Annotated in this window: 28 protein-coding genes and 1 other RNA gene; 7 read left to right on the top strand and 22 right to left on the bottom strand. The window is 47.2% G+C overall.

Annotated elements, in window-relative coordinates; all coding sequences use genetic code 11:
• The 3 genes from ACTHS3_RS01070 to ACTHS3_RS01060 form a co-directional block, all read right to left on the bottom strand.
• On the bottom strand, positions 1 to 440 hold a 440-nt coding region (locus tag ACTHS3_RS01070), incomplete at its 3' end, for a two-partner secretion domain-containing protein (RefSeq protein ID WP_440366874.1).
• Between the two features lie 255 nt (positions 441 to 695).
• On the bottom strand, positions 696 to 2,363 hold the full coding sequence (locus ACTHS3_RS01065) for a ShlB/FhaC/HecB family hemolysin secretion/activation protein (protein ID WP_049343965.1): 1,668 nt from the start codon (positions 2,361 to 2,363) through the stop codon (positions 696 to 698).
• A gap of 211 nt (positions 2,364 to 2,574) precedes the next feature.
• A complete protein-coding gene (locus ACTHS3_RS01060) occupies positions 2,575 to 3,483 on the bottom strand; it encodes a Dyp-type peroxidase (RefSeq protein ID WP_049343964.1) in 909 nt (302 codons plus the stop codon).
• A 105-nt stretch (positions 3,484 to 3,588) separates the two neighbouring features.
• Here ACTHS3_RS01060 and ACTHS3_RS01055 point away from each other — a divergent pair, with 105 nt between their 5' ends.
• Both ACTHS3_RS01055 and ACTHS3_RS01050 read left to right on the top strand, forming a co-directional pair.
• On the top strand, positions 3,589 to 4,677 hold the full coding sequence (locus tag ACTHS3_RS01055; protein WP_070504789.1) for a metallophosphoesterase: 1,089 nt from the start codon (positions 3,589 to 3,591) through the stop codon (positions 4,675 to 4,677).
• 112 nt (positions 4,678 to 4,789) lie between these two features.
• Positions 4,790 to 5,410: a LemA family protein gene (locus ACTHS3_RS01050; protein ID WP_234395834.1), complete on the top strand. Its 621-nt coding sequence runs from the start codon at positions 4,790 to 4,792 to the stop codon at positions 5,408 to 5,410.
• Between the two features lie 108 nt (positions 5,411 to 5,518).
• Here ACTHS3_RS01050 and ACTHS3_RS01045 read toward each other — a convergent pair whose 3' ends face one another.
• The 5 genes from ACTHS3_RS01045 to ACTHS3_RS01025 all read right to left on the bottom strand — a co-directional run bounded on the left by ACTHS3_RS01045 (position 5,519) and on the right by ACTHS3_RS01025 (position 10,051).
• Entirely contained in the window at positions 5,519 to 6,631 is a 1,113-nt protein-coding gene (locus ACTHS3_RS01045; protein WP_004519876.1) for an SGNH/GDSL hydrolase family protein, read from the bottom strand.
• A complete protein-coding gene (gene patB, locus ACTHS3_RS01040; RefSeq protein ID WP_440366872.1) occupies positions 6,628 to 7,656 on the bottom strand; it encodes a peptidoglycan O-acetyltransferase PatB in 1,029 nt (342 codons plus the stop codon). The genes ACTHS3_RS01045 and patB overlap by 4 nt, the downstream gene beginning before the upstream one ends.
• A gap of 10 nt (positions 7,657 to 7,666) precedes the next feature.
• Complete coding sequence (locus ACTHS3_RS01035) at positions 7,667 to 9,103, bottom strand: MBOAT family O-acyltransferase (RefSeq protein ID WP_049336334.1); 1,437 nt, start codon at positions 9,101 to 9,103, stop codon at positions 7,667 to 7,669.
• A gap of 46 nt (positions 9,104 to 9,149) precedes the next feature.
• Positions 9,150 to 9,788 carry a DedA family protein gene (locus ACTHS3_RS01030; protein WP_004519872.1) on the bottom strand — a complete coding sequence of 213 codons (639 nt, stop codon included), beginning with the start codon at positions 9,786 to 9,788 and terminating at the stop codon, positions 9,150 to 9,152.
• A 119-nt stretch (positions 9,789 to 9,907) separates the two neighbouring features.
• Complete coding sequence (locus tag ACTHS3_RS01025) at positions 9,908 to 10,051, bottom strand: hypothetical protein (RefSeq protein ID WP_004519870.1); 144 nt, start codon at positions 10,049 to 10,051, stop codon at positions 9,908 to 9,910.
• Here ACTHS3_RS01025 and hda point away from each other — a divergent pair.
• From hda to ACTHS3_RS01000, 5 genes are all read left to right on the top strand, one after another.
• The gene (gene hda, locus ACTHS3_RS01020; protein WP_004519871.1) at positions 10,019 to 10,687 is read left to right on the top strand and encodes a DnaA regulatory inactivator Hda; all 669 of its coding nucleotides are present in this window, start codon (positions 10,019 to 10,021) and stop codon (positions 10,685 to 10,687) included. The genes ACTHS3_RS01025 and hda overlap by 33 nt on opposite strands.
• Complete coding sequence (locus ACTHS3_RS01015) at positions 10,684 to 11,352, top strand: HAD family hydrolase (protein ID WP_004519869.1); 669 nt, start codon at positions 10,684 to 10,686, stop codon at positions 11,350 to 11,352. Before hda ends, ACTHS3_RS01015 begins: the two co-directional genes overlap by 4 nt.
• A gap of 59 nt (positions 11,353 to 11,411) precedes the next feature.
• Positions 11,412 to 11,726, top strand: a complete 315-nt coding sequence (locus ACTHS3_RS01010; protein WP_004519868.1) for a TonB family protein — start codon at positions 11,412 to 11,414, stop codon at positions 11,724 to 11,726.
• Positions 11,727 to 11,883: 157 nt separating this feature from the next.
• Positions 11,884 to 12,669 (top strand): endonuclease/exonuclease/phosphatase family protein, encoded by a 786-nt coding sequence (locus ACTHS3_RS01005; RefSeq protein ID WP_039862165.1) that lies wholly within the window; start codon positions 11,884 to 11,886, stop codon positions 12,667 to 12,669.
• 305 nt (positions 12,670 to 12,974) lie between these two features.
• Positions 12,975 to 13,391 (top strand): hypothetical protein, encoded by a 417-nt coding sequence (locus ACTHS3_RS01000; protein WP_440366868.1) that lies wholly within the window; start codon positions 12,975 to 12,977, stop codon positions 13,389 to 13,391.
• A gap of 580 nt (positions 13,392 to 13,971) precedes the next feature.
• Here the strand turns inward: ACTHS3_RS01000 and ACTHS3_RS00995 are convergent.
• From ACTHS3_RS00995 to ACTHS3_RS00930, 14 genes are all read right to left on the bottom strand, one after another.
• Complete coding sequence (locus ACTHS3_RS00995) at positions 13,972 to 15,708, bottom strand: DUF927 domain-containing protein (protein WP_440366866.1); 1,737 nt, start codon at positions 15,706 to 15,708, stop codon at positions 13,972 to 13,974.
• The gene (locus ACTHS3_RS00990) at positions 15,705 to 16,805 is read right to left on the bottom strand and encodes a DUF7146 domain-containing protein (protein WP_440366865.1); all 1,101 of its coding nucleotides are present in this window, start codon (positions 16,803 to 16,805) and stop codon (positions 15,705 to 15,707) included. Before ACTHS3_RS00990 ends, ACTHS3_RS00995 begins: the two co-directional genes overlap by 4 nt.
• Positions 16,802 to 16,987 carry a polyribonucleotide nucleotidyltransferase gene (locus ACTHS3_RS00985; RefSeq protein WP_070837406.1) on the bottom strand — a complete coding sequence of 62 codons (186 nt, stop codon included), beginning with the start codon at positions 16,985 to 16,987 and terminating at the stop codon, positions 16,802 to 16,804. The genes ACTHS3_RS00990 and ACTHS3_RS00985 overlap by 4 nt, the downstream gene beginning before the upstream one ends.
• The gene (locus ACTHS3_RS00980; RefSeq protein ID WP_049351938.1) at positions 16,984 to 17,199 is read right to left on the bottom strand and encodes a hypothetical protein; all 216 of its coding nucleotides are present in this window, start codon (positions 17,197 to 17,199) and stop codon (positions 16,984 to 16,986) included. Before ACTHS3_RS00980 ends, ACTHS3_RS00985 begins: the two co-directional genes overlap by 4 nt.
• 145 nt (positions 17,200 to 17,344) lie before the next feature.
• The gene (locus ACTHS3_RS00975) at positions 17,345 to 17,569 is read right to left on the bottom strand and encodes a hypothetical protein (RefSeq protein ID WP_315612122.1); all 225 of its coding nucleotides are present in this window, start codon (positions 17,567 to 17,569) and stop codon (positions 17,345 to 17,347) included.
• Complete coding sequence (locus ACTHS3_RS00970) at positions 17,529 to 17,855, bottom strand: hypothetical protein (protein WP_440366862.1); 327 nt, start codon at positions 17,853 to 17,855, stop codon at positions 17,529 to 17,531. The genes ACTHS3_RS00975 and ACTHS3_RS00970 overlap by 41 nt, the downstream gene beginning before the upstream one ends.
• A 359-nt stretch (positions 17,856 to 18,214) precedes the next feature.
• Positions 18,215 to 18,472, bottom strand: coding sequence for a helix-turn-helix domain-containing protein (locus ACTHS3_RS00965; RefSeq protein ID WP_440366860.1), 258 nt, complete (start codon positions 18,470 to 18,472; stop codon positions 18,215 to 18,217).
• Positions 18,473 to 18,596: 124 nt separating this feature from the next.
• Positions 18,597 to 18,827, bottom strand: a complete 231-nt coding sequence (locus ACTHS3_RS00960) for a helix-turn-helix transcriptional regulator (protein ID WP_049344708.1) — start codon at positions 18,825 to 18,827, stop codon at positions 18,597 to 18,599.
• Positions 18,828 to 19,016: 189 nt separating this feature from the next.
• On the bottom strand, positions 19,017 to 19,922 hold the full coding sequence (locus ACTHS3_RS00955) for a DUF6387 family protein (RefSeq protein ID WP_314512553.1): 906 nt from the start codon (positions 19,920 to 19,922) through the stop codon (positions 19,017 to 19,019).
• 20 nt (positions 19,923 to 19,942) lie between these two features.
• On the bottom strand, positions 19,943 to 20,254 hold the full coding sequence (locus tag ACTHS3_RS00950; RefSeq protein ID WP_070460005.1) for a helix-turn-helix domain-containing protein: 312 nt from the start codon (positions 20,252 to 20,254) through the stop codon (positions 19,943 to 19,945).
• Positions 20,251 to 20,619 (bottom strand): type II toxin-antitoxin system RelE/ParE family toxin, encoded by a 369-nt coding sequence (locus tag ACTHS3_RS00945; RefSeq protein ID WP_440366858.1) that lies wholly within the window; start codon positions 20,617 to 20,619, stop codon positions 20,251 to 20,253. Before ACTHS3_RS00945 ends, ACTHS3_RS00950 begins: the two co-directional genes overlap by 4 nt.
• A gap of 31 nt (positions 20,620 to 20,650) precedes the next feature.
• Positions 20,651 to 21,874: a tyrosine-type recombinase/integrase gene (locus ACTHS3_RS00940; RefSeq protein ID WP_440366856.1), complete on the bottom strand. Its 1,224-nt coding sequence runs from the start codon at positions 21,872 to 21,874 to the stop codon at positions 20,651 to 20,653.
• A gap of 278 nt (positions 21,875 to 22,152) precedes the next feature.
• Positions 22,153 to 22,515, bottom strand: a transfer-messenger RNA (tmRNA) gene (gene ssrA / locus ACTHS3_RS00935).
• A 112-nt stretch (positions 22,516 to 22,627) separates the two neighbouring features.
• Positions 22,628 to 23,098 (bottom strand): aminotransferase class I/II-fold pyridoxal phosphate-dependent enzyme (locus tag ACTHS3_RS00930; protein WP_440366854.1); only part of this gene is annotated, 471 nt, incomplete at its 5' end.

Here is a 23,098-nt window from a genome sequence, read left to right as displayed (position 1 = left end):
CTGCCGCCGTTGTGGGTAATGCCGTTAGGGTTTGCCAAAACATAGTCTGCGGCAATACCGAAGATCTCTTGCTGACCCAAGATCAGGGAAGGGTTTTTGCTGACCACTTCATTCAAGATCACAGATGCGGCCTGACCTTGGAAGTTTTTGTTGGCAGACAGGTTTCCGGCCAGTTGGGATTTACCGGCAGACAGGGCGTTATTCAAAACGGCACCGTGTTGGGAAACGTTGTACTTGTTATATTGGTTGTGAGAAAGACCTTGAGCCGTCGGTGCGGCAATGTTGACGATGTCAACATTGTGTTGCTGCTGTACCGAAGTTTGGCCGATGGCTTCGATATTGGCGGCTACCGCTGCATTTCCCAGGAATGCAAAGCACACGGCGACAGTTACTTTGCCGGAAGCTGAGAGCTTAGGCTGATATAAAGTGTCGATTTTCATGGATTTTAATCCTTATTTATCGTGATGGAGATTGAATCAGAAATCCCATATCGGGTATTGGATTTCTGTTGAGGAAATTTTTGAATGTATTAACATTGTTATGAATTTTTTTACAATCATACCACCAGTATGGCCTTGTGTGCACTATTTCAAATGCAAATAAAAACCGCCCATCTCATTGATATTAATGGAAAATTAATAACGGTAAGATGGGCGGTTTATATATTGGATAAAAGGATATATATTTACATAACTTTAAAATGGAATGCGTAAAGAAACAGTCACATGATCCTGTTTTTCGCTGTTTGATTGGTTGGGCATGCGCGCAAAACCTTTGCCGTAGTCGGCAGAAAGCTGCCATTTGTCCGCCTTGCCCAAATTCAAACCTGCCACTAAGCCCATGGCACGTTGCGAACCTTCGTTATTGTTTTTGGCAACGCCGATGTCTGCGCCCAGATAAGGCTCGATATAGATGCCGTGGGGCGTATTGCGGCGGAAATAAACGGTATTGCTCAACAAGACTGCGCTGTTTGCGCTCAAAGAAGTTGAACGGAAACCGCGTACATTTTGATAACCGACGATGTCCATTTCTTTGGCGGCAAACAAATCATGCGGGCTATATTGGGCGTCTATTTGGTGATGGTTGCGCACGATCCATTTACCCAATGGACGGTTTTGAATCAAATTGCTCTGCAAGGATACAGAGGTATAACGCTTGTCGAATGGCGTGTGTTCGGTATTTTTCGCAAATCCTTGTTCCACGCCGATATTGTTGAGCCAAATGCCGTTTGGCAGGATGGCTGTATGCGATAGGCCGACTTGTGTCGAATAGACTTCCGGGCTTTGCAATTCCAGTTTGCTGTCGGCAAATTTTGCAGTCTGTTTCACATAATCGATGCCGATATAGGCGGAGGTAATATGTTTTTGACTGCGTGAGAATACGCGGTCTGCTTTGATTCCTGCCGCTTTGGATTGGGAGCGGTAGGCATAACGTGTTACGCTGGGCGTTAAGATGCTTTGCGATTGCGACGCGGCGGCGTAAGTGCTGAATGTCCATGCACCATAAGGAACTTGATAGAACATACTGCCGCCGCGACTGTAATGGCTGTCGTGGTTGTTTAGATTGGTATAGCCGTTTAGATAAAGGGAGTCGCTCAATCCCAACGGGCTGCCGACATTCAGGCTGCCGCGCAGTGTCGTGGTATTGGGTTTGTTGCCTTTATTGTCAATGGTGACGCTGCCGCCCCAATGTTTTTCGGCATCGTTGTTGAGTTGGATTGAGGCGGTGCCGTCATCATGCGGATAAACATCGATGCTGACGTTGTTGCCAGCAACATGGTTTGCCTGTTCGATACCTTGGTCGAGGTATTGAATGTTCAGCGGTTTGCCTTGATGATTGGGGAAGAGGGTGTCGACGTTGACTGTACGGGAGCCGCCGGTAATCTCACGGATTTTGCCTTCGATGACTGCTAATTTCAAAACACGCTCAGGCGTGGTTTCAAATTTGATTTGCGTGTGCGGATAGCCTTGAGCGATATATTCGGCAACGATATCCCGGTTCAGTTGGTTGATGTTGTTTTGATTGATGCATTTGGGGAGCTTGGCTTCAATCTTTTTGGAATCGATGAGCGTAATGCCGGAAAGTTCGATACCGGTGTAATCCAAACATTCGGTATTGTTTTCAGACGGCACCTCTTGTGCAACCGTGTCGTTATCTTGTTTTTTCTGTAAATCCCATGCCGACTGCTCGCGTTTTTGGATTTCGACCGAATGAATCTGATCGAGATTGTCGCGGAAGTCTTTGTCGAATTGGTTGGGTACGTTTTTATCGATTTGATTAAGCGGATTCGGTGTATTGGCCGCATAGGCGTTTAGCGCGGAGAGAATCAATACGGGCAGGGGAAGAAGGCGGGATTTGTACATGGTGTCGTAATTTTATAGGGATAATAATTGGGTTTATTTTATCGAAAATAGCTGCTTGGGGCGTATCAGTTTTTATCCTTGTCTGCAATCAGGGTTTATTAAGCAACAATGGGATAAATTTTTATGATAATACCATAAAAATATTAAGGGAATTTAAATAACAAAAACCTGCCTTTGAAAAAGCAGGTTTTTTCAGACGGCCTGTGAGCCGTTAAAGATTTTGCAAACGCTCGACAGAAGGCGCGTAGTAGTAAGCACCTGATACGGCTTTAGACAAATATTTCAGCAGTAAGTCGGTTTTGCCGTCTGCATCGCCGAACATATTGAGCAGCTGAACTTCAATATTGTGCAGCGTGTTGCAATAGGAAGTGAACATCAAACCATGTTCGCCGCTGATTTTGCCGAAGGGCAGGCTGCGGCGGACAATTTTCAAGTCAACGCCGTTTTCTTTGACATTGACGCGGCCGAGATGGGAGTCGGGCAGGCGCACGTCTTCGTTGAATTCATCATTGGTTTCTTTGCTGCGGCCTACGCTGGCTTCTTGTTCGGCAGTAGGGACGGCATCCCATTTTTTTAAATCGTGCAGGTATTTTTGCAGCAAAACATAGCTGCCGCCGGTATCGGGCTTGCCTTCGGGAATAATGGCGACATTGCGCACATTGTCATCGCCCTGCGGATTTTCCGTACCATCGACAAAACCGTCCAAGCCGCGGTCTTCATACAGGCGCAGGCCGTGTTCTTCAGTGGATACGCGGATGCTGTCGCCGAATGCGCCTAAAACAGATTGAGCTAAGGCATAGGCGGCTTTTTGCTCGGTGGCTTGAATGTGGATATAGAGATCGTGTTGGGTGGAGGGGGCGAGGCCGTTGCCCAATTCAGGGAAAGGTTTGATTTCGCTGCCTTCGTCAGTATGGCCGAACGATTGCCATGCGCGGCTGCCAAAGGCAATGGTCAAACCCAAAATATCATTTGGAAAACGGGTTTTCAGTTTGGCCAAGGATTCCAAAGAAAGGCGGCAGGCAGATTTGATGTCTTCGTTGCGGCCGTCTGAAATGTCTGCTTCGATAAAAATACCGGCTTGTGCGTGATCAGGAATAATAGCTGATTGAGGGTGGCTCATGATGATTCCTTTCAAAATATTATGGGTTTTTACGCGGGAGATTATACACTGAAAGTTTCAGACGGCCTAAAATCTGCCTTTTGATTTTTTTAGGGCCGGAAAGTCATGTTTGGTAAGATGTTTTTTGTGAGCGTCATTCTGTTGCAAGTGTTTACATTCGGGCTTGGGCGTTCACTGCAATGGCTGTTTGCGCCTTGGATTGGCAAAGTTGGCAGACGTTGGCTAATGGGTATTTCCTATTTCATTACAAACGGCTTGTTGATCGGCTTGCTGCTGGAGTTGGGGCATATGATGTTCCGCGTGGTGGCGTTTTGGATGGTAATCTTGCTGTTTGTGATGTATGCCGCGTTGGTGACATTTATCCTGTATCTTTTGCTGCGCCGTTTTGTGGCACGCCAACCGCTTTCTCGAAGCCTGCGGCTGTTTGCGCCTTTGTTTGTGGCCGGTTTGCTCGGTTTGGGGATGTATAACGCCTATACGCCCGTGGTCCGCCATCAGACTGTATTCATCAATAAGAAAATGGATAAGCCGCTGCGTATCGGCGTGGCCAGCGATTTGCACTTGGGGATTTTGTTTGGCGCGCGTCAATTGGACAAGTTGACGGACATCATGAAGCGGGAAAAAGTCGACATAGTGTTGCTGCCGGGCGATTTGATGGACGATACCGTCGATGCCTACCTTAAAGAAAACATGAAACCACATTTGCAGAAGCTGACTGCGCCGATGGGCGTTTATGCCACTTTGGGCAATCATGACTGGTTCCGCGATCAGAAGCGTATCAAACATGAATTGGAAGCTGCAGGCTTGACGGTTTTGGCCAATCAGGTTTTGGAAGTGAATGGTGTGTTGCTGGTAGGGCGGAGCGATGATTTGGATCGCAAGCGTCCTAGTGCGGAGCAGCTTTTAGAAGGTCAAAATACCCGATTACCGGTTTTATTGATGGACCACCGTCCTACTTCAATCGAAACCCATGCCCGGCTGCCGATTGATGTGCAGGTCTCCGGCCATGTCCACAACGGCCAAGTTGCACCTGCCAACCTTATCGTCCGTACGCTTTATCGTCTTGCTTACGGTTATGAGGCGATCGGCAACGGCCATTTCTTCACCACTTCGGGCTACGGCTTCTGGGGCATTCCCTTGCGTTTGGGTTCGCAATCAGAAGTGTGGGTTATTGACATCAAGTCAAAGCATTGAAATAGAAATATAAACTTCAGGCCGTCTGAATTTCAGACGGCCTTTTTTATGAAAATTGGGAAAAAATATTGAAATTGGATTATAATCGATGTTAATAAAATCAGCCACCGATATGAGTGGCATCATAACTAGGGAACTCACTATGGGCATTATTAGTCTTGCACTTATCTTCGTATCAATCGCCGCCGTCTTATTGTATTTCAAACAACAGTTGAAAGACCGCAAAAAAGACTGTCGCGAATCCTTTGTCTCTTTGCGCATTGCGCTCGACTGCCGACATCAGGCCGTCCGTCATGTATTGGATGCATACAGCAAACATCTGCAAGAGCAGGGCATTGCATCGGATCGAAACGTTCAGCAGATGTGTGCCGAAGTCGAAACTGCATTGGCGCAAACTGCCAAAACATTTTCCGAGTCCAAAATCAAACATCTGTGTGAAGCCGAAACAGCATTGAATCATGCGTTGAAAAAATTGCAAACTGCCGTCAACGGTCTTTTGAAACAGTATCCTGATGAGCAATTGGCGGGTTTGATGGAAATGCTGGATGCAGCAGAAGCGGAAGTTGCATCAGCACGCCGTACTTACAACCGCAGAGCCGGAAGTTACAACCATCATTTAAACAAGCTGCCCAACCGCCTTGTCGCCAAGCCATTAGGCTTTGACAAGCAGGCAGGATTGGTTCGTTTCACGGAAAATCAAACGCAACGCATGAGCAGCAATATGTTAGCTTAAAAATTAAGCAGTTTGCTGAATAAGTGATACACAAAAGGCCGTCTGAAATATTAATTTCAGACGGCCTTTTGTTTACTGTTAATGAAAAATACTTAGGCTTTGGCCAATTTATTGGGCAAAGCGGATCAGGCTGTCGGCAAGCTTATCGGCTGCAGTTTCGTAACCTTGTGCAGAGAAGTGAACGCCGTCTTTGGCTGCCAAGCCTTGAGCCATCCAGCTTTTCATGCTGCATGCGCCCCCCATTGCATCTTGCCAAGACCAGAACATGATTTTTTCGTCACGGGCAACGCGTTGCTGCATTTGTTGTACTTCGCTGAGCAAGACCGGACGGTTGCCGCAGCTGCCGTAGGCGGTTTTCAAAGATTCCGGAGCGCCGAGGATCAGGATACCTGCGTTGGGCAGGGTGTTTTTGATTTGACGGATGTAATTGCGCCATGTCCGTTCGGTAGAGGAAATATCGAGATTGCCGGAAAAGGCTTCATTGGTACCGTAGGCAAGGATGATTAAATCGGCTTTGGTTTGTGCCAAATCTTCCCACATACCCGGCCGCCATTTTGACCATTGGGATAACTGCGCGCCGTTGATGCCCATGGCGGAAACGGTTACGCCGCGTCCGGGGCGTTCGATATTAATGAAACCGATTTGCCAAGGCATGCTGCTGCTGAGGGTCATCGGCAGGGAAGCGTTGGTATGCAACAGTTGCCAGCCGTTTTGTGTGGCAGGGATTTCGCGGCCGTTGACGGTCAGGGTTTGCTCTGACCAAACCGGTTTGCCGAAAATGGAGATTTGTTGCATATCCATGCTGCCGTCGGCTGCGCTTAAGGTAACGCTGCCGCCATCGGCGCGTGCTTCAATACCGCCGAAAGAAAAATCGCTGTATGATTTGCGGCTGCTGATGGTGTTCCAACCGCTGCCGTTGTAACGGACGGTTGCCATGCGCTGGCCTTTGACGGTGTTGGGATAAACCCAACCGATGCCGCCGTTGCCCCATTGTTGTTGTAAACGGCGGCGCAGGCGGTCGGTGAAATAGTCGCCGGCGGTGTGGGAGTCGCCGACTTGGATAATGCGGAATTTGCCGTCTGAAGTATGGTTGAGCTGTTGCAGTTTGTTCAGCCAGGCAGGGTGGTTGGAGCCGTAGTTGCTTAACAGGCCGTCATTGGTTGCGCAGGCGGTAATAGGGAGTGCGAGAAGCGTGAGGAGTAAGGTTTTATTAAATTTCATGGTTGTGTATCGTGTGTAAAATTAATTTTTTCCATAATTTTTCCGGCCAATAGTTTTTGGCCTTCTGCGGAAAAGTGAATGCCGTCCTTGCTGCGGTAACGGATGATTTTTCCATCTACTTTGACAGAGTCGGCATATTCTTCTGCGCCATTGCTCAACAGTTTGTCGGTAGGCAACCAAATGGCTTGAGGCGACACCGTACCCGACAGGATTTTGTCGAGGTAGCGCATCTGTTCATTGAGCTTGGCTTTTTTCATGTAAGGAATGCCCAGCCAAATGACTTGGACATCATGTGCGGAGGCTGCATCAAGAATACGGCGGACGCGGTTGAGGTATTCTGCCTCCCATTCGGGGGAGGCGAATTTCAGGTATTTTTTACCCATCGGGAAATCCCAAGGGTCGTTTGGGCCTAAGAATACAACCAAAACGCGGATATCGGGTTCTTTTTGCAAAGTTTGTTCGATGGTTTTCGGCCAGTCGAAGAAATTGGGGTAGGACAAACCGGTACTTTGTTTACTGAGGTTGACCGATTGTACGCCATATTCTTGCTTGAGGTGTTTTTGTACGAAAGGTGCAACGCCCTGCATCAGCGAGTCGCCGGCAAAGAAAACTTTGTTGCCTTTTTTCAATACAACCTGCGTTGCCGACTGATCAGCCTGATTGCTTGGCTCGCTGGCTGTGGTATCTGTATTGTTAGTCGCATCGGAAGCAGCAGAGTCTTTTTGATTGTCGGATACTTCAATGTTTTCCGTATTTTCAGACGGCCTTGTTGCTTCAATGCCAGAGTCTTCCGAAGCCAAAGCGTCTTCCGTTTCCAGTGAAGCTTTCAGGCCGTCTGAAAATTCGTAGGCTTTTTGTTGCCAATCCGCACCGATACGCCACCAAGCGTATTCGGATAAAGGCTCAAGCGGACTGTCCTCATGATAGGTCTGCTGCCAATAGGCATTGATGGAGTTTTGGGCAAACCACGTCAGCGCAACCGCACTGAGCAGAATAGAAACAAACAGGGAGATAAAGCGTTTCATGTTCTGCTCCTTAGAAGTTGGCGTAAATAAAGCCGGGAATGCCGGACGGGGCGAAGATGATAATTAGGGCGAGGATAAGCGTGATGGGAATAAACCACAGCCATGCAGGCAGTTTGTCCAAGCCTTTTACCGATGCTTCAAATAAGCGAAGCAAATACGGGTACAGCGAAAGCATCATCGCAAATGTACCCAGCAACATGAGGTCGGTCGGCAGAGGCGCGTTCCAACCTTTGTCATTGGCAAATAATGCGCTGAACAGCATTTCCGTATCGGCAAGCGTTGCGCTGTTGAACACGACAAAAGCGAAACAAACGAAATGGAAGGTAAACAGCCAGGCGAGCGGTTTGCCGATTTTCAGACGGCCTAAGGCATTGCGGCCGACGATTTTGTCGCCGCAGTTAAGGAATACCAAAGCCGCACCGTGCAGCGCGCCCCAAATCAAAAAGCTCCAGCCGTAGCCATGCCAAATGCCGGAAAGCAACATGGCAATCATCAGATTGAGTTGGGTACGTCCGAAGCCTTTTTTGCTGCCGCCCAAAGGAATATAGATATAGTCGCGAATCCAAGTGGACAGGCTGATGTGCCATCTGTCCCAGAAGTCGCGGATGTTGATGGCGCGAAGCGGCGCGGCAAAGTTTTTCGGCAGCTGGAAGCCGAGCAGCATGGCCAAGCCGATGACTAAATCCGAGTAGCCGGAAAAGTCGAAAAAGAGTTGGAAGGTGTAGCCATAAATCGCAGACAACACGCCCCAGCCGTCGAACTGGGCCGGATTTTCAAAAACAGGCGATACCCAGCCTTCTGCCAATACGCCGGCAAGCCACCACTTTTTGGCAATGCCCAATACAATCAGGCCGACCGCCAAAGCCGGATAAATCAGCTGGCGTGCTTGTTTGGTGCGGATTTGCGCCAATGCGCCCGCTTGTTCGCCGTCTATGCTTTTAAAAGCGGCCGCACGGATAATCGGGCCGGATGTGATGGTGGGGAAGAAGCTCAGATGCAGTAGGAGCTCGTGCCATTCAAAACGGTCTCCTTTAGGCTTGCGGTAGCAATACACTAAGTAAGCCAGCGATTGGAAAGTGTAATAAGACAAGCCCAAGGGCAAAAGGATATCGATGACGGCGCTTTGCCCCGTATATTGCTGAATAATCGGGCGGAAAAAGTCGAAATATTTGAAGAAACACAAAACAGTCAATGCCGCCGAAATACCGCAACCCAGCCAAAATTTGCGGATATTCTCGTTTTCAGAAAACATCAGTACGCTGACCAGGTAAACCACAGACGAGTAAACCAAAATCAGCGCGGCAAAAATAGGGTCGATACGGTAAAGCCAGCCTAGCCCGGCAACCAAAAGTAAAACGTTTTGAACTTGCGGCAAACGCGCAAATGCCCAGTACAAGGGCAAAAATACGATAAAGAATACCGCAAACTCAATAGACAGCAACGGCATGACAATTCCTTGATGTGTTTAAACTTTCAAACTTTTCGATTGATTGTTATTTTTTGGCGTTAAGTTTGGCACGGATGACTTCGACTACCGCAGGTAAAATCGAAATCACGATGATTGCCGCCATGACTAAGCCCAGATTGTTTTTGACGACGGGGATATTGGCGAAGAAGTAGCCTGCATAGGAAAACGACAATACCCACAACACCGCGCCGATAATGTTGTAACGGATAAACGTCGCGTAGTGCATATCGCCCATACCGGCGACAAATGGCGCAAACGTCCGCACAATTGGCACAAAGCGGGCAATGATGATGGTTTTGCCGCCGTGTTTTTCATAGAACGCATGGGTTTTTTCCAAATACGAACGGCGGAAAATTTTGGAATCAGGATTGGCAAACAGTTTTTGTCCAAAATATTTGCCAATCATAAAGTTGGCCGCATCGCCTAGAATGGCGGCCGCTAAGAGCAGCAATACCATGACGTGGATGTTCATGCCGCCGATGGCCGCAATACCGCCGGCAGCAAACAGCAGCGAGTCGCCGGGCAAAAATGGCGTTACGACCAAACCGGTTTCGCAGAAAATCACAACAAACAAAATCGCGTAAATCCACGGGCCGTATTGGGAGGAAAGGTGGACAAGGTGTTGGTCGATATGGAGGATGAAATCAATAAGGGTAGAAATCACTAGGGTTCCCCAAATAAAAAGGCCGTCTGAAAAAGAACAGACAAATGTTTCGGCGAGAAGTTCGACATTGTAAAACCAAAGCGGAATAAAACCAATGCCGTAAGCGCGTCAAGATATGTTTAGAAGTGCAGATATGTTGCAGGTATAGGCTTCAGACGGCCTTTATCCTTGATGGTGGACGGCAAAACAACGTAAAATAAAGCCGATTTCAACCTAACCGGTGCGCCTTTGTGAACCAGCTCATCTTCGATTTTGCCAGCCATGATTATCCCGGCTTCGACAAATTTTTGGGAACAGAAAATGCCGAGCTGGTGTATGTGTTGCAGCACAAACATGGGCAATGTATCTATGTTTGGGGCGAAGAGGGCGCAGGTAAAAGCCATCTCTTGCAGGCATGGGTCGCACAGGCGCTCGATGCCGGACGAAATGCCCTCTATATTGATGCCGCCGCCACGCCGCTGACAGAAGCCGCATTGGATGCGGAATATCTTGCCATTGACCAAATCGAAAAGCTTAATAATGAAGAACAGGCTTTACTGTTTGCCATATTCAACCGCTTCCGCAACAGCGGCAAAGGCTTTTTGCTTTTGAGTTCCGAATATACGCCGCAGCAACTCGTTATCCGCGAAGACCTGCGCACACGCATGGCGTATTGCTTGGTTTACGAAGTCAAACCGCTGACCGACCGGGAAAAAATCGATGCGCTCGTCAGCATGGCTGCCGCCCGTCAGGTAACCATCGATCCGGAAATCTTCGAATACCTGCTGAACCATTGGCGGCGCGATATGGACAGCCTGATGCAAATGCTCGATACCCTCGACAACTACGCCGTTATGATGGGCAAGCGCATTACTTTGCCGCTTTTGCGCCAGCTTTTAAAACAACAGGAAACCCAATGAAAAACCTTGCCATTTTCGACCTCGACAATACCTTGATCAATACCGATTCGGATCACTCCTGGCCGCAATACCTGATTAAAAAAGGTATAGTCGATGCGGCTGAAACCGAGGCGCAAAATGAAAAGTTTTACCAAGACTATCAAAACGGTTGTCTTGATATCGATGCCTTCCTCAAATTCCATCTCGCGCCTTTAGCCCGTTTCAGCAAGGAGGAATTGGCTGAGTTTCATCGCGAGTTTATGGCCGAATATATTGTCCCGTATATTTCTCCGATGCAGCGTATGTTGGTGCAAAGCCATCAAATGGCGGGTGACGAAATGTTGGTTATTTCTTCGACCAACGAATTTATCATTACTCCAATCTGTCATCTTTTCGGCATTCACAACATTATCGGTACACAGCTTGAAATCGGCGAAGACGGCCGATATACCGGCAACTATGTCGGTACGCCCAGCCTGAAAGAAGGCAAAATTACCCGATTGAACCAATGGCTTGCCGAGCGTGGCGAGACATTTGAAAGCTACGGTAAAGTTTATTTTTACAGCGACTCCAAAAACGACTTGCCTTTGTTGCGTATTGTGGACGAACCTGTCGCCGTCAATCCGGATGCCGAGCTGGAAAAAGAAGCCAAAGCAAAAGGTTGGCCGATTTTGAATTTCAAATAACGACGAATCAGGCCGTCTGAAATATTTAACCTAATCACAACCCTAATAAGGACTAAAACATGAAAACGACTAAACTCCTCGCCTCAGCCCTGTTGTTTGCCGCTGTATTCGGTACTGCTCAAGCAGCCGATACCGAAACTCTGGAAGCCATGAAAGCGCAAAACGGCAGCGTTAAAACCGTTTTGATGGATGTCTTCACAACACCTGCCGGCGATGTTGACCGCGTAAATATCATTCAATCCAGCGGCAATCCTGAAATGGACGAACGCGCAGTGAAAAGCGTTTCCAAATATCCTTATCCGAAACGCAAAACCGCATCTAAATACCAACACACTGTTACTTTTGAAACCAATGTTGAAGTAATCAACAACTGATTCGGACGCAAGGCCGTCTGAAAAACAGAAGGCGTTTTGATTGGGAAATTCTCTGTCAAAACGCCGTTTTATTTTTTAAACAAGTATAACCAAAATTGCCGTAAAACCACACGCTCCGGTGCTATACTAAAACAAATAAACCGCTTCATCACACATCATGTCTCCCCGTCCAGTTACCATTACTTCCTACAATATGCACAAAGGCATGTCTGCGCTCAACCGCAAAGTGCAAGTCAACCGCATGGCTGACGCGCTGGGTGCATTGGGTTCGGATGTTTTGTTTTTACAAGAAGTCCAAGGACAACATCTCAACAGAAGCCGCCGTACCGACTTTCCCGATGCACCGCATTACGACATCATCGGCGACAGCCTCGATTATCATCGCAGCTACGGCAAAAATGCCGTCTATCCCAAACGACACCACGGCAACGCCATTCTCAGCCGCCTGCCGCTGAAAACGGAAAACAACCTCAACATCAGCGTTAATAAACTCGAACAACGCGGCCTGTTGCATTGTGAGGTCGTACCCGAAGGTTGGGAAGATCCGCTGGTGTGTCTGTGCGTCCACCTCAATCTGCGCGAGCCAGACCGCCTCAAACAATACCGAGCCATCAGCGACTACGTTGGCCGGTACATTCGTCCGGAAAGCCCTTTGATTATTGCCGGCGATTTTAATGACTGGCGGCAGAAATCAGCGCGTGAGCTGGGCAGTGCATTAGATTTGAACGAAGTATTTGTCGATAATACAGGCAAACGCCCCAAAACCTTCCCTTCGCGCCTGCCCATCCTCAGCCTCGACCGCATTTATACGCGCAATCTTGATGTCATCGATTCTGAAATTCACAACAGTAAAGACTGGCAACATTTGTCAGATCATCTGCCATTGAGTGTAACGGTTAGGCCGCATCGTAAAATGAATATGAAATCAGATAGAAAAATGTAAGGCTGAAATTTTTTAAAGCAAAGTACTATTGGCAATGTATCGAAAGAAAAAGTTTTTTCACTCAGATATTTGAGACAAAAACAGGCCGTCTTAAAAGTTTCAGACGGCCTGTTTAAGTTTATAAAAAAGCGCAAACCTTTTTAAATCAAAAATTTGCGCTTCAAATCTGGTGGAGGCGGGGTCAATCGTACTTTGAGATTAACTTATTTATTTAAATATAATAATGTTTTTGTTTGCGGTAAAAGTTACCCCAAAAGTTACCCCAAAACTTTAAGGTAGGGGCATTTTTTGGCACTATTTACCCCTTGTCAGATTGCCAGTTTAAGCTGTTTGGGTGGCAGGGGCAAAAATATTTTGTGGCATTTCTGCCAAGCTGTGAAATATGGTCTGATTGTAACACCGGCAATCACACGCCGTCTTGTGGGCTGCTGCTTGCTTTATTTTCCAGCCGTCCGATATTGGTAGGTGTAGTCATATGCCTACACCCATACTGGTGTTTGCTCTATTTTTCCAGCCGTCCGATATTGTCTTTCGGGCTGCTCTTGTCTGTATCAGTTCTGCCGTTCATTTGCCCGCAAAAAAAAGCGTATATATACAAAAAAACGCAAAAATCGTTTGTTACCTTGTTACCAATGGCTGAAAGCCTTGCCAGTCATGGCTTACACGGTAACAAAACACATATTTTAACCTTGTTACCATTTGTTACCGCTCCTATTTTTTAAGCGTAACCATCTGAATATAAAAGGGTAACAAGTGGTAACAAATCGGTAACAAGTAAAGTTATGTTCATTTGTTACCGTTTTTTCTGTGTTTTTATATTTATATTCATATAGTTATAAGTGTTAAATTTTGTGGTAACAAAGGTAACAAGTGATTTTGCCTCGCGCATATGGTTTTATCTTTTCGCGTGTCTTAGTCTTCTTTCCTTTTTTATGGGCTCGCAAAATTCAAGGGGCTGCATTATTACGCGCGTATTGGTATAAAAAAACATTAAAAAACATGGGTGTATTCTTATGATTACGCGCGCGCGCGCGTATTGGTGTCGAAATTATTTATTCCTCGTCTGTCTTTGTTGGTCATGGCGTAAATAGGCTAAAATTGCGCTGTAAGCGTGTTTCGTTGATTTGGTAGGGTAGGGTATAGGGAAAGGGTTGAACAGCCCTAATTTTTGAGATTTAGGGGCTTCCTGTCGATTTTATGCTTTATAAGTAGGTCTGCTTGAATGTTTGGACGTAAAAAAGCCCGCCTGTGTTGGTCATGGCGGGCTTGGTTGGGATTTTGGAATTAACCCCATGTAAATGATTAGTCGTCCAGTTCTATATTTGTAGCTAAAACATGAAACCAGCCGTTGCCTTTCCGCTGGTGTTGGTAGCCTCTGTTTTTGTGGTTATATTTCAACAATCCATTATCTGCTAATACGCGGCAAACTTTCGCTTCATCGAAACTCTGGGCGATTTCATCGGCAAAGACACGGCGGATTACCCATAATTCCAATTTTTCCCCCTCCTGTTTCCTATATCCTGCATGGTCTTTATTGGTGCTTTTATCGCTCCATTCCATAAACCGCGTGCCTAATGCGTGTTGGGCGATAAAATCCTCTGCCTGCTCAATGATTCGGCGGTCTTCGTGTTTTCCTGCTCCGTTGGCTTCCAGCCATTCATCAAAGCATTTTTTCACGCCTGCCATGCCTACACCTATGGGCAAGCCGGTAACAGGGGCGGCAAGTTCCAAAGCAGCGGCGGCGATAGCAAAGCGTTTTGCTACTCTTCGCGCCTGTCCTGATAATTCGGGAATGGTTGCCATAAATGCGGCCATGCGCTCCGTTGCCTGCTGTTTGGCTTGTTCTATGTCGTCTAAAAGCTGTCGGATAAATAGTCTTCCTGCCGTTCCGTGATATTTTTCTGTTGATTGGGCGATATGCTCACTCAACAATGCGCCATCTTCAAATCCGTGCAATGTGTCATAAATGCCGTATTGCGCGGCTGCTCTGATACTAGGCAGGCGGGCTGCTTGTCCTGCGTTCCAATCGCCCTTATGGTGCTTCAAGATGGAATCGGGGGTCTTTTCGCCGGTGGAAAACATCATCACTTTCCAGCGGCTTAAAGCGCGGTTTCCGCCTTGTTTTGCGCCTTGCACTTTGTTGATACCATTCATAACGCTATAAACAGTATCGCCGATAACGTGCGGGCTTGCCTGTCCTATTTCGTCCAACACCAGCAAGCCATCATTACGGGCGGCGGCTGTGTTGGAAAAGCCTATTTTCGTACCGCTCCAAGATAACAGGCTGCCTGATGGTTTGCCCCATACGCTCAAGGCTACTTTTGCGGCTGTGGTTTTGCCGTCTGAAGAATCGCCCATCAAGTGGAAGCCCCCCGATTCTTCGTTTAACAGGGAAAGCAATGGGGCGGCAAATGAAGCTCCCAAAGCAAGGCACAAACGGCTATTTCCTACCGCATATCGGGCTATGTTTTGTTGCCAGTCGGTAAGCTCTCCGTTTGGCTGATATGCCTTTGCTTGGCTGGTGTCGCCGTTGTAGATAATGGCGGGGTCTTTGTCGGTCGCTGTGATGGTTTCCCCGCTGGGCATAATGTAGCTGTCTTCGTGCCAGCCTGCGCGGTCGGTAATGGTAAAGGCTGTCTGGCTTCCCTCTTTCTGCAAATAGTCTGCCAGTTTTCGCCTTTTTGTTGGGTTGCTCTCAATGAATAAGCCGTAAAACCCCAAACGCTCCCAGCATTTCCCACCGGCAATTTCTGCTTGTGGCAGGGCGGCGGTCTTATGCCGGCGTGTGATTTTGTCTTTAAACTTGATAATCCGATAATACGCGCCGTCATTGTCTTGCCCCGTGCCAATGATGTCGATAGGGTCGGAAAGCAATAGCGGCTCTGCTTCGATAATATCGCCGTCTTTGTCGGTTCTAACGTTTATCCACCATACGCCCCGATTATCGGTGTCAAAGCGTGGGTGTGGGCGGAATGGCTCGATATTCTCAAGGTTGTAGTCGTTGGGGCTTTCCTGCTTCGCTGTTTCGGTATGTTTCATGCTGTCTGTCCTCCGAAATGATTGTCTGATTGCTTTTTCTCGTTCAGTTCGTCCAATGCGTCATAGCCTGCTGTTTTGCTTTGCCATATGCTCGCCTTGATTCCCTGCTTAATGGCTCGCATTGCCAAGTCATAAGCGGCTCTGTAACCAACGGGGCGGGGCGTGTCGTTATCGGCAATAATTGCAATTTCTTTTATACCGTTCAAAAAGTGAAAATTTGCCAAGCTGTTTGCGCTCAAGGCCGCGCATAAGCCCCAATCGTAAGCCTTGCATAATTCACGGGCGGCAAGGGCGGTTTCTATGCCCTCTGCAATGACAAGACGGCCATTTTCAGGAATCGGGAACAAGTGGACGGCTTGCCCCGATATGCTGCCTTGCTTACGGTTTCGCATTTTCTTGGCCGGTAATGTTTCGCCTGTTACAGGGTCTTTGATTGCCAGTTTCTGATAGCGTGGGGCGTGTAGTCCGTCCTCCCCGCATGGTTTGTCATAGGTCGTCTGAAGATAGGTAAGGTGCAAGCCTTGTAGCTCTTCGTCCATGTCGCGGATAGCGCAAACCATACAGGGGAAACGGCCAAGCAAAAGCGGCTTATCCGCTCCCGTTGTCCAATAGTCTTTTTCAGGTAGGAAACGGACGTTTTCGGGTAAATGCGCCATCTCCAAACCGCGTGATTTCAAATACTGGATAACAGGGGAATCGGGGCGGATAGGTTCTGTGCTTCTCCACAATGCGGCCAGTTCCTCGATTTGGTCTTTTTCGGGGCGTGGCTGCGCTTGTGGGCGTTTGGGCGGTATCGGCAAGGGGTTTGCATTGTCCATGCCTAAAACGCCTGAAACCTGCTTTAAGGCCGTCTGAAAATCACACCCGAAAAAGTGCATTACCAAGCCGAAACCATCGCCCGCGCCGTTGTTGTAATGGCTACAAATGAATGTGCCGTTTCCGTCTTTGTCGTCATATCTGAAACGGTCTTTCCCTCCACACGCGGGGCAGGGCTGGTGTTTGTTTTTCAGGTATCGCGGGTCTATGCCGATAGTGGCGTGGATTTCCGGCCAGCGGTATTGCGCGGCGGCTCTGATTTCTTTGTATGTTGGTTTCATTTTCCTACCTCCTCGAATCTGTCCATAGCTTCGCGGGCTATGACTGATACAGTATGAATCGCCTCTTTTTGGCTTGCTCCGTCATTCACAATCAGCAAGATGGTGCTTATAACGTCCACCGCTGCGATTGCCTTTTCTTTGCTGTTTAGTTGGTTTGCCAGTTTATCCATGATGGTTTTCATTGCTCTGCCTCCTCTGATACCGGCTCTAAAACAATTCCAGCGGTCGGGTCTGTTTCCCATATCGCGGGCGTTTCCTGCTCTAGTTGCTCCGTGTCGGCGTGGGCGGGCTGGTTACAGGCTCGGACTACCAAAGCCAAAAGCAACACCCAAAACACCAGCAAGGCGCGGTTAAGATACCGGCGGAAACGGTCGGATTTATTGGTCTGTTTCATGGTTTTATCCTTTGCTCTGCCTCCAGTGTTTCAAAACATGAATCTAATAAAATCAATTAGTTATGAAAACACTAGGGCGAAGTTTGCCCTATGCCGTCTGAAATAGGCGGCATAAAGGCGGGTAAATTTCAGGGAATAAGAGGGCTTAATCTGCTTTGGTTACGCTGTAAGTAGCCCATTCTTTCAGGCCGTCTGAAAGCCCAAGCAGGGCGGAAACCTGATTTACAGATTCCGTAAAGCTGTAAACAAACACCAACGTCAGCAGGTCAAAACCGCTGCCGCCTTTGGGGGTGCATTGGTTGCAGATGTAGCCGCCGCCGTCTGAATCGTCAGGGCGCGGGATGGGGTCGGTTTTGAATATATCCCTCAAGCTCGGATGACAAATCGAAAGATTCCAAGTTTTCCGCATGGGGGACTAGGGTTTGAATGACTGTGGCAAGGCGTGCCGCGCTTCCGCTCGCACTTATGGGGGAGTTGCGGACGGAATGGGTGGCCATGTTGTCGCAAATGGTGTCGATGATTGCGCCCGTATTGGCGATAAATTCGCCGCCGTAGTACAGCGCGTCCATGATGCGGTTTGCCAGCTCTAAAGGGATAGTTACCGTTTGGGCTTGATTTTGAATGGTTTGGATTTGGGTAGAATTTGAAGATTTCATGAGGTGCTACCTTTCTGTTTGGCTAATGCCTCCTCCGTTCTCACACGGTAGGGCGGCGGGCAAAGGCAAGGTGTGAGAAACTGGCAAACAGTACCAGCGGGCGTGCGCCCTCCTTGCCCCGCCCACCATGAAAGGTAAAGCTAGGGGATAGATACAAAAAAACCGCTAGGCGGTTTTGTATCTGCCTGTTTGTTTCAGCTTCTCACGGCTGACCTGCTATTGAACAGGTTAGCTAATCTTGCCGTTTTACTTGGTGTTTGTAAATACTTTTCAGACGGATTTTTATAAGCGTCTGATTCTGCTTTTAATTAAAAGGGGTAATGCCATGTTTAGCGCGTTATACAGGCGCGCTTTTGGCGTTATGTCTTACTCTTTCCCGACACCAGCAAAGAAAACCGCCCGCGTTTCACGGTCGCCCCGAATTGGTTTTGCACTTCTTCCATCACGGTTATGATTTCATGCCCCGCTCTGCGAAGTTCCATAATGCGTGAGTTATAGCCAAGTATGCCCATTTGGGAAAGCTCCCATGATGTAACGCTCCCTTTTCTCAATCGGGCTAAAATGCGCTCTCTTTGGCTTGGCGTTTTGGGTTTGTTATTGATACAATCAAGTTTCATAATCTACTCTTCTTTCTGCCGTCTGAATGTCCGTTCAGGCGGTCTTATTTTTTAAAAATCAGGTCTTGAGTTACAATCGCGCGCGCGGGCGCGTATTGTTACGAAAACTCCTGTTCTCCTTTCATTAGCTTGCCTGTTCTGTGAGCCATTTCTTCACTTCTCCTGCTACATAAAAGCGGCTACGCGTGCCTGTGATTTGGCGTGATTGCGGGAATTGTCCTGCTGCCTCCAGTCGTCTAATTTGGCTGCTGCTCAAGCGAGTGATTCCGCGCCGTCCTTTCGCTTGGCTGGTCTCAAGTTCTGCAATAGTTAATTGCGCGGTATCAGGTAAGCTGTCGATATTGATAATGTGCATTTATTGCCTCCGTTTGGTTAATCACGCCTGCGAGTTGCTGGCGTTTCGCTAGGCATAAATATAGCCGCCTCAATGGGCGGCTTTCGAGAGAGAAAAAAATGAGAAAAAACTCTCTTTTAATTTCAAAATTTACTTAGGTTATTTTTGTTTCTTTTTCATATGTAATTGATACATATCTATAAAATCATCTTAAAATTCTATTACCTCATTTATTTCTTTGCATTTAATATCATATCTATGCATGAAAGGGTTTGCCACTGCTTCCAATAATAGGATAGCTTTTGGTAATACGCTGTCTTTGATTGTGGACTTATCGGGAAACCATTCTTCCCCTGTTTTTGGGTTGATAACGGTTTCTGTACCATCGCCAAAGAGTAAGAATAACAGTTCTTCATGTGTGAAGTGTTGGCCGGTGTATACCTCCCAAATCAGCAAATCTAGGCATGGCAATACTCTGAAACGGTTTAGGCTTTCTATTTCTGAATCGCTAAATGTTCTTGTCATGCTGCATTTTTTGCTTCCAGTGATACGGCCGCCGTAAAATTGAAATGCTCTGTATCGCCTTAAGAAATACTCAAACATTTCTCTCAGTTCATCATCGGTATGTTCTTGGAAATTAATCAGAACCGGCGTGAAACAATTATATGCCCCTGCTTTTTTTTCATATCTGAATTGTCCTAGTTCAGGTAATTGAATCCCTACGGTAGAAACACAGTCTAGTAGCATTTTTTCCCCGTCAGAATCGACAATATCAGCTTCATTAAAGCAAAAGAGAAAGGAAGAATTGGCGGATGTTTTCTCTAGGTCTTCAAATGGCATTTTGTACATGTCATCAGAAATTAGATTCTTGCCTAATGGAATCCCTCTAGAATCTCTTGGAATATCAGTATTACCCAAAAACAATGATTGCCAAGAGTTTATACAATCATTGCAGATGTCATAACCTAAATCTGGATTACGGTCATATTTTAAATTCTCATTGTAGTGGTAAATTTTATGTTCAAAAGCGATTGCCCAATCTTCCCGCCCCCATTGGTAGGTCTCTTCATACTTGGAAATATCAAACCATTTAGGACAATAATCATGAGTATTCATTTTTAGCTCTGTTTCCAGTATCAGGCAATCGCCTCAATCCCCTTGTTTTTGACGATAGTAAGCAGCTTCAAAGCCGCGCCGCTCGGCTTTTTAATACCCCGCTCCCATTCGGAAACTTGGTTTTTGCCGATGTTTAAATACATGGCAAAAGCTGCTTGAGATAATGCTTCACGCTCCCTGATTGCCTTGATGTCTTCGCCGCTCAATGGTTTGATTTCGGTCAGGCATGATTTGTCAAAATCGCGCATTGTTTTTTTGTCGATAATGCCGATGTCGTGCAAACCCTGCATGGTTTCATGTATTGCTGCGAAAATCTCGCTTTTGTATTTCATGGCTGTATCTCCGTGAAAGTGCCGTTTGATTTGGCTTGTTCTATGTCGGTTTCCGTCATTGCCAAGATGATGGCGGCGGCTTTCTTTAATTCTGCAAGTTCTTTGTCCGTGATGTTTTCGCGGTCATTCTTGGCAAAGGCGGTCATGAAAAACGCCCGTTCTCCATGCCTGAAAAATATCAGGCTACGATAACCGCCGCTTCTGCCTTGTCCTTGCCTTGCTATGCGCTGCTTAATAACACCGCCGCCTAAATCTGCGTCTATCAGTCCGTCTTCTGCCCGCTCTACTGCTTCTATTAGCTCGGAATCGCTGATTTTGTGCTTCTTGGCAAATTTCGTTATCCACTGGTTTCTAAATATCCGCATGGTTTTCTTTCGTAATGCTTAAGATGATAGTTTATTCTGCCGTTTCCTGCAATACGCCTGAATGTGCTTTTAATTCATCGAGATAATCAGCCCATTTTTGAACCATATCGGCGCGCTGTTCTAAATATTCCGCATGGTTATAGGCTGCCCTTGTCGTGTTGGGGTCTTTGTGGGCTAGTTGTCGCTCTACCCAATCGGCGTTATAGCCCATCTCATTCAATATCGTGCTGGCTGTATGCCTAAAGCCGTGCTGTGTGGTTTCTTCCAAGAATCCTAGACGGTCTAATGCTTTTCGTATTGCTCCCTCGCTCAAGGGCTGTTTTTTGCTGGTGTTACAAAATACATATTCATAATGCCCTGTTACTGGTTTCAAGCCGTCCAGTATTGCTAAGGCTTGGCGGCTCAAGGGGACAATATGGTCTATCTTGTTTTTCATGTTTACGCCGTCTTTATAGTATTGCTGCTCCTCCCAATCAATTTCACACCAGCGCAATAAACGCAATTCGGAAGGGCGGGCAAATACATAAGGGGAAAGCTGTAATAGGGCGCGTGTTTGCGGAAAGCCGGTGTAACCGTCAAAAGCCCGTAACATCTCGCCTATCCTTTGCGGGTCTTTAATGAAGCGGTAATGTTTCTGTTCCACCTTTGCCAGCTCTCCCCGTAATTCGGCGGCGGGATTGAACAGGCTCAAGCGAAGTTTCACGGCATATTTGAAAACTTGATTTACCACGTCATAAACTTTCTGTGCCGTGTCATATTTCCCCGCCGATTCCAGCTTCTGCAACAGTCCTAAAACCTCAAGCGGCATGATTTCGTCTATTTTGCGTGTTGCAAGGTCAGGGAAAATATGAAGCTCAAGGCTGCGGATAACTCTTTGTGCATGGTCGGGCTTCCATTTATTCGGCTTTGCTACTTGGTCGCTGTGCCATTTGCGCGCAATAGCCTCAAATGTGTTTTTTAGCTGCTCTGCCTGCCTCTGTGCTTTGTCTTGCTGGTGTAGCTTAGGGTCTATCCCTTTTGCTATCAGCCCGCGCAATTCTTCGCGTTTTTCTCTTGCTTCTTTTAAGCTGATTTCAGGATAGACACCCAGTCGCATTTCATCGCGTTTGTTGTCGCCCGGCCGGTAGTAACGAAAACGCCAGTATTTACCGTTTCCCCTTGCTTGAAGATATAACCCTCCGCCGTCTGATAATTGATTCGGCGGTTGTAGTTTTTTGCATTGGCTATCTGTAAGCGGTAGCGTCTGTTTAGGCATTTTTAATCCAGTTTGGGGTAACTTTTAAAAACTCATTAAGCCATTGTTAATAATTGGTTTTATGGGTTTTTGGGGTAACTTGTTTAAAAAAATAGGGCTAATTTGCCCATTTTTCGGGCTTGTTTTTTGGGTAATTCCTGAAAAGTTACCCTAAAAGTTACCCCATAAATGATGAAAACTCAAGCATACGCCAGCATATTTGAGGTAATAAAAAAGCCTTGAAACCGTTATGGCTCAAGGCTTTATGCGTATTACAGGATACTGCTGAAAATTGGGTATGGTGGAGGCGGGGGGAATCGAACCCCCGTCCGAAAGTCCTCTACAGAGCGTTCTACATACTTAGTTGTGTCTATTTAGAATCTCGTCCTCATCATGCCGACCAACAGGCCTTCAGAGAACCAGTTACCTTAAATCTCGTTTCCTGCCAAGTAACCCGACAGAAAACCAGTCAATGTAGAATGACGTTGCGGTAGCTTGCGCTACACAGCCCATTGACCAACTGCTGCAACGGCAGGCCTTAAGCGGCCAGTGCGTAAGTTTCGTCGTTTGCGACTATTTAAATTCAGTGTTTAACGGGAAATCTGAGACCCCGGTATGCCCGCATCTGCTTTGCAACCCCCGTCGAAACCAAGATCGCCCCCAGATAGGTAAGGTCGATTATACGCATGTCAGCAGGCTTTGCCAAGTTGCTGTTTGATTAAAAAGGCCGTTTGAACAGCGGTTTGCTTTTTCAGACGGCCTCTTTGTTTAGGTTTATTGATGGTAGTTTTGCAAGAAGCGTTTGAGTTTGTCCATGGCTTCTTCGATTTGATGAACGGGCGGCAGGGTAACGATACGGAAGTGGTCGGGGCGTATCCAGTTGAAGCCTGTGCCTTGGACGAACAAGACTTTTTCACGTACGAGTAAGTCGTAGATGAATTTCATGTCGTCATGGATGCTGTACATTTCGGTATCGATTTTGGGGAACATATACAATGCGCCCATGGGTTTGACGCAGGATATGCCCGGAATCTGGTTGACCAGTTCCCATGCTTTGTTGCGTTGCTCGAGCAGGCGGCCGCCGGGGAGGAGGAATTCGTTGATGCTTTGGTATCCGCCCAAGGCCGTCTGAATGGCGTGCTGCATGGGTGTGGTGGCACAAAGGCGCATAGACGAGAGCATGTCCAAGCCTTCGATATAGCCTTTTGCATGATGTTTCGGGCCGTTGAGTATCATCCAGCCTTG

The organism is Neisseria sp. P0009.S007, assembly GCF_051962515.1.
Note: the sequence above shows the minus strand (reverse complement) of the source record. Positions and strands in the feature narration are given on the sequence as shown.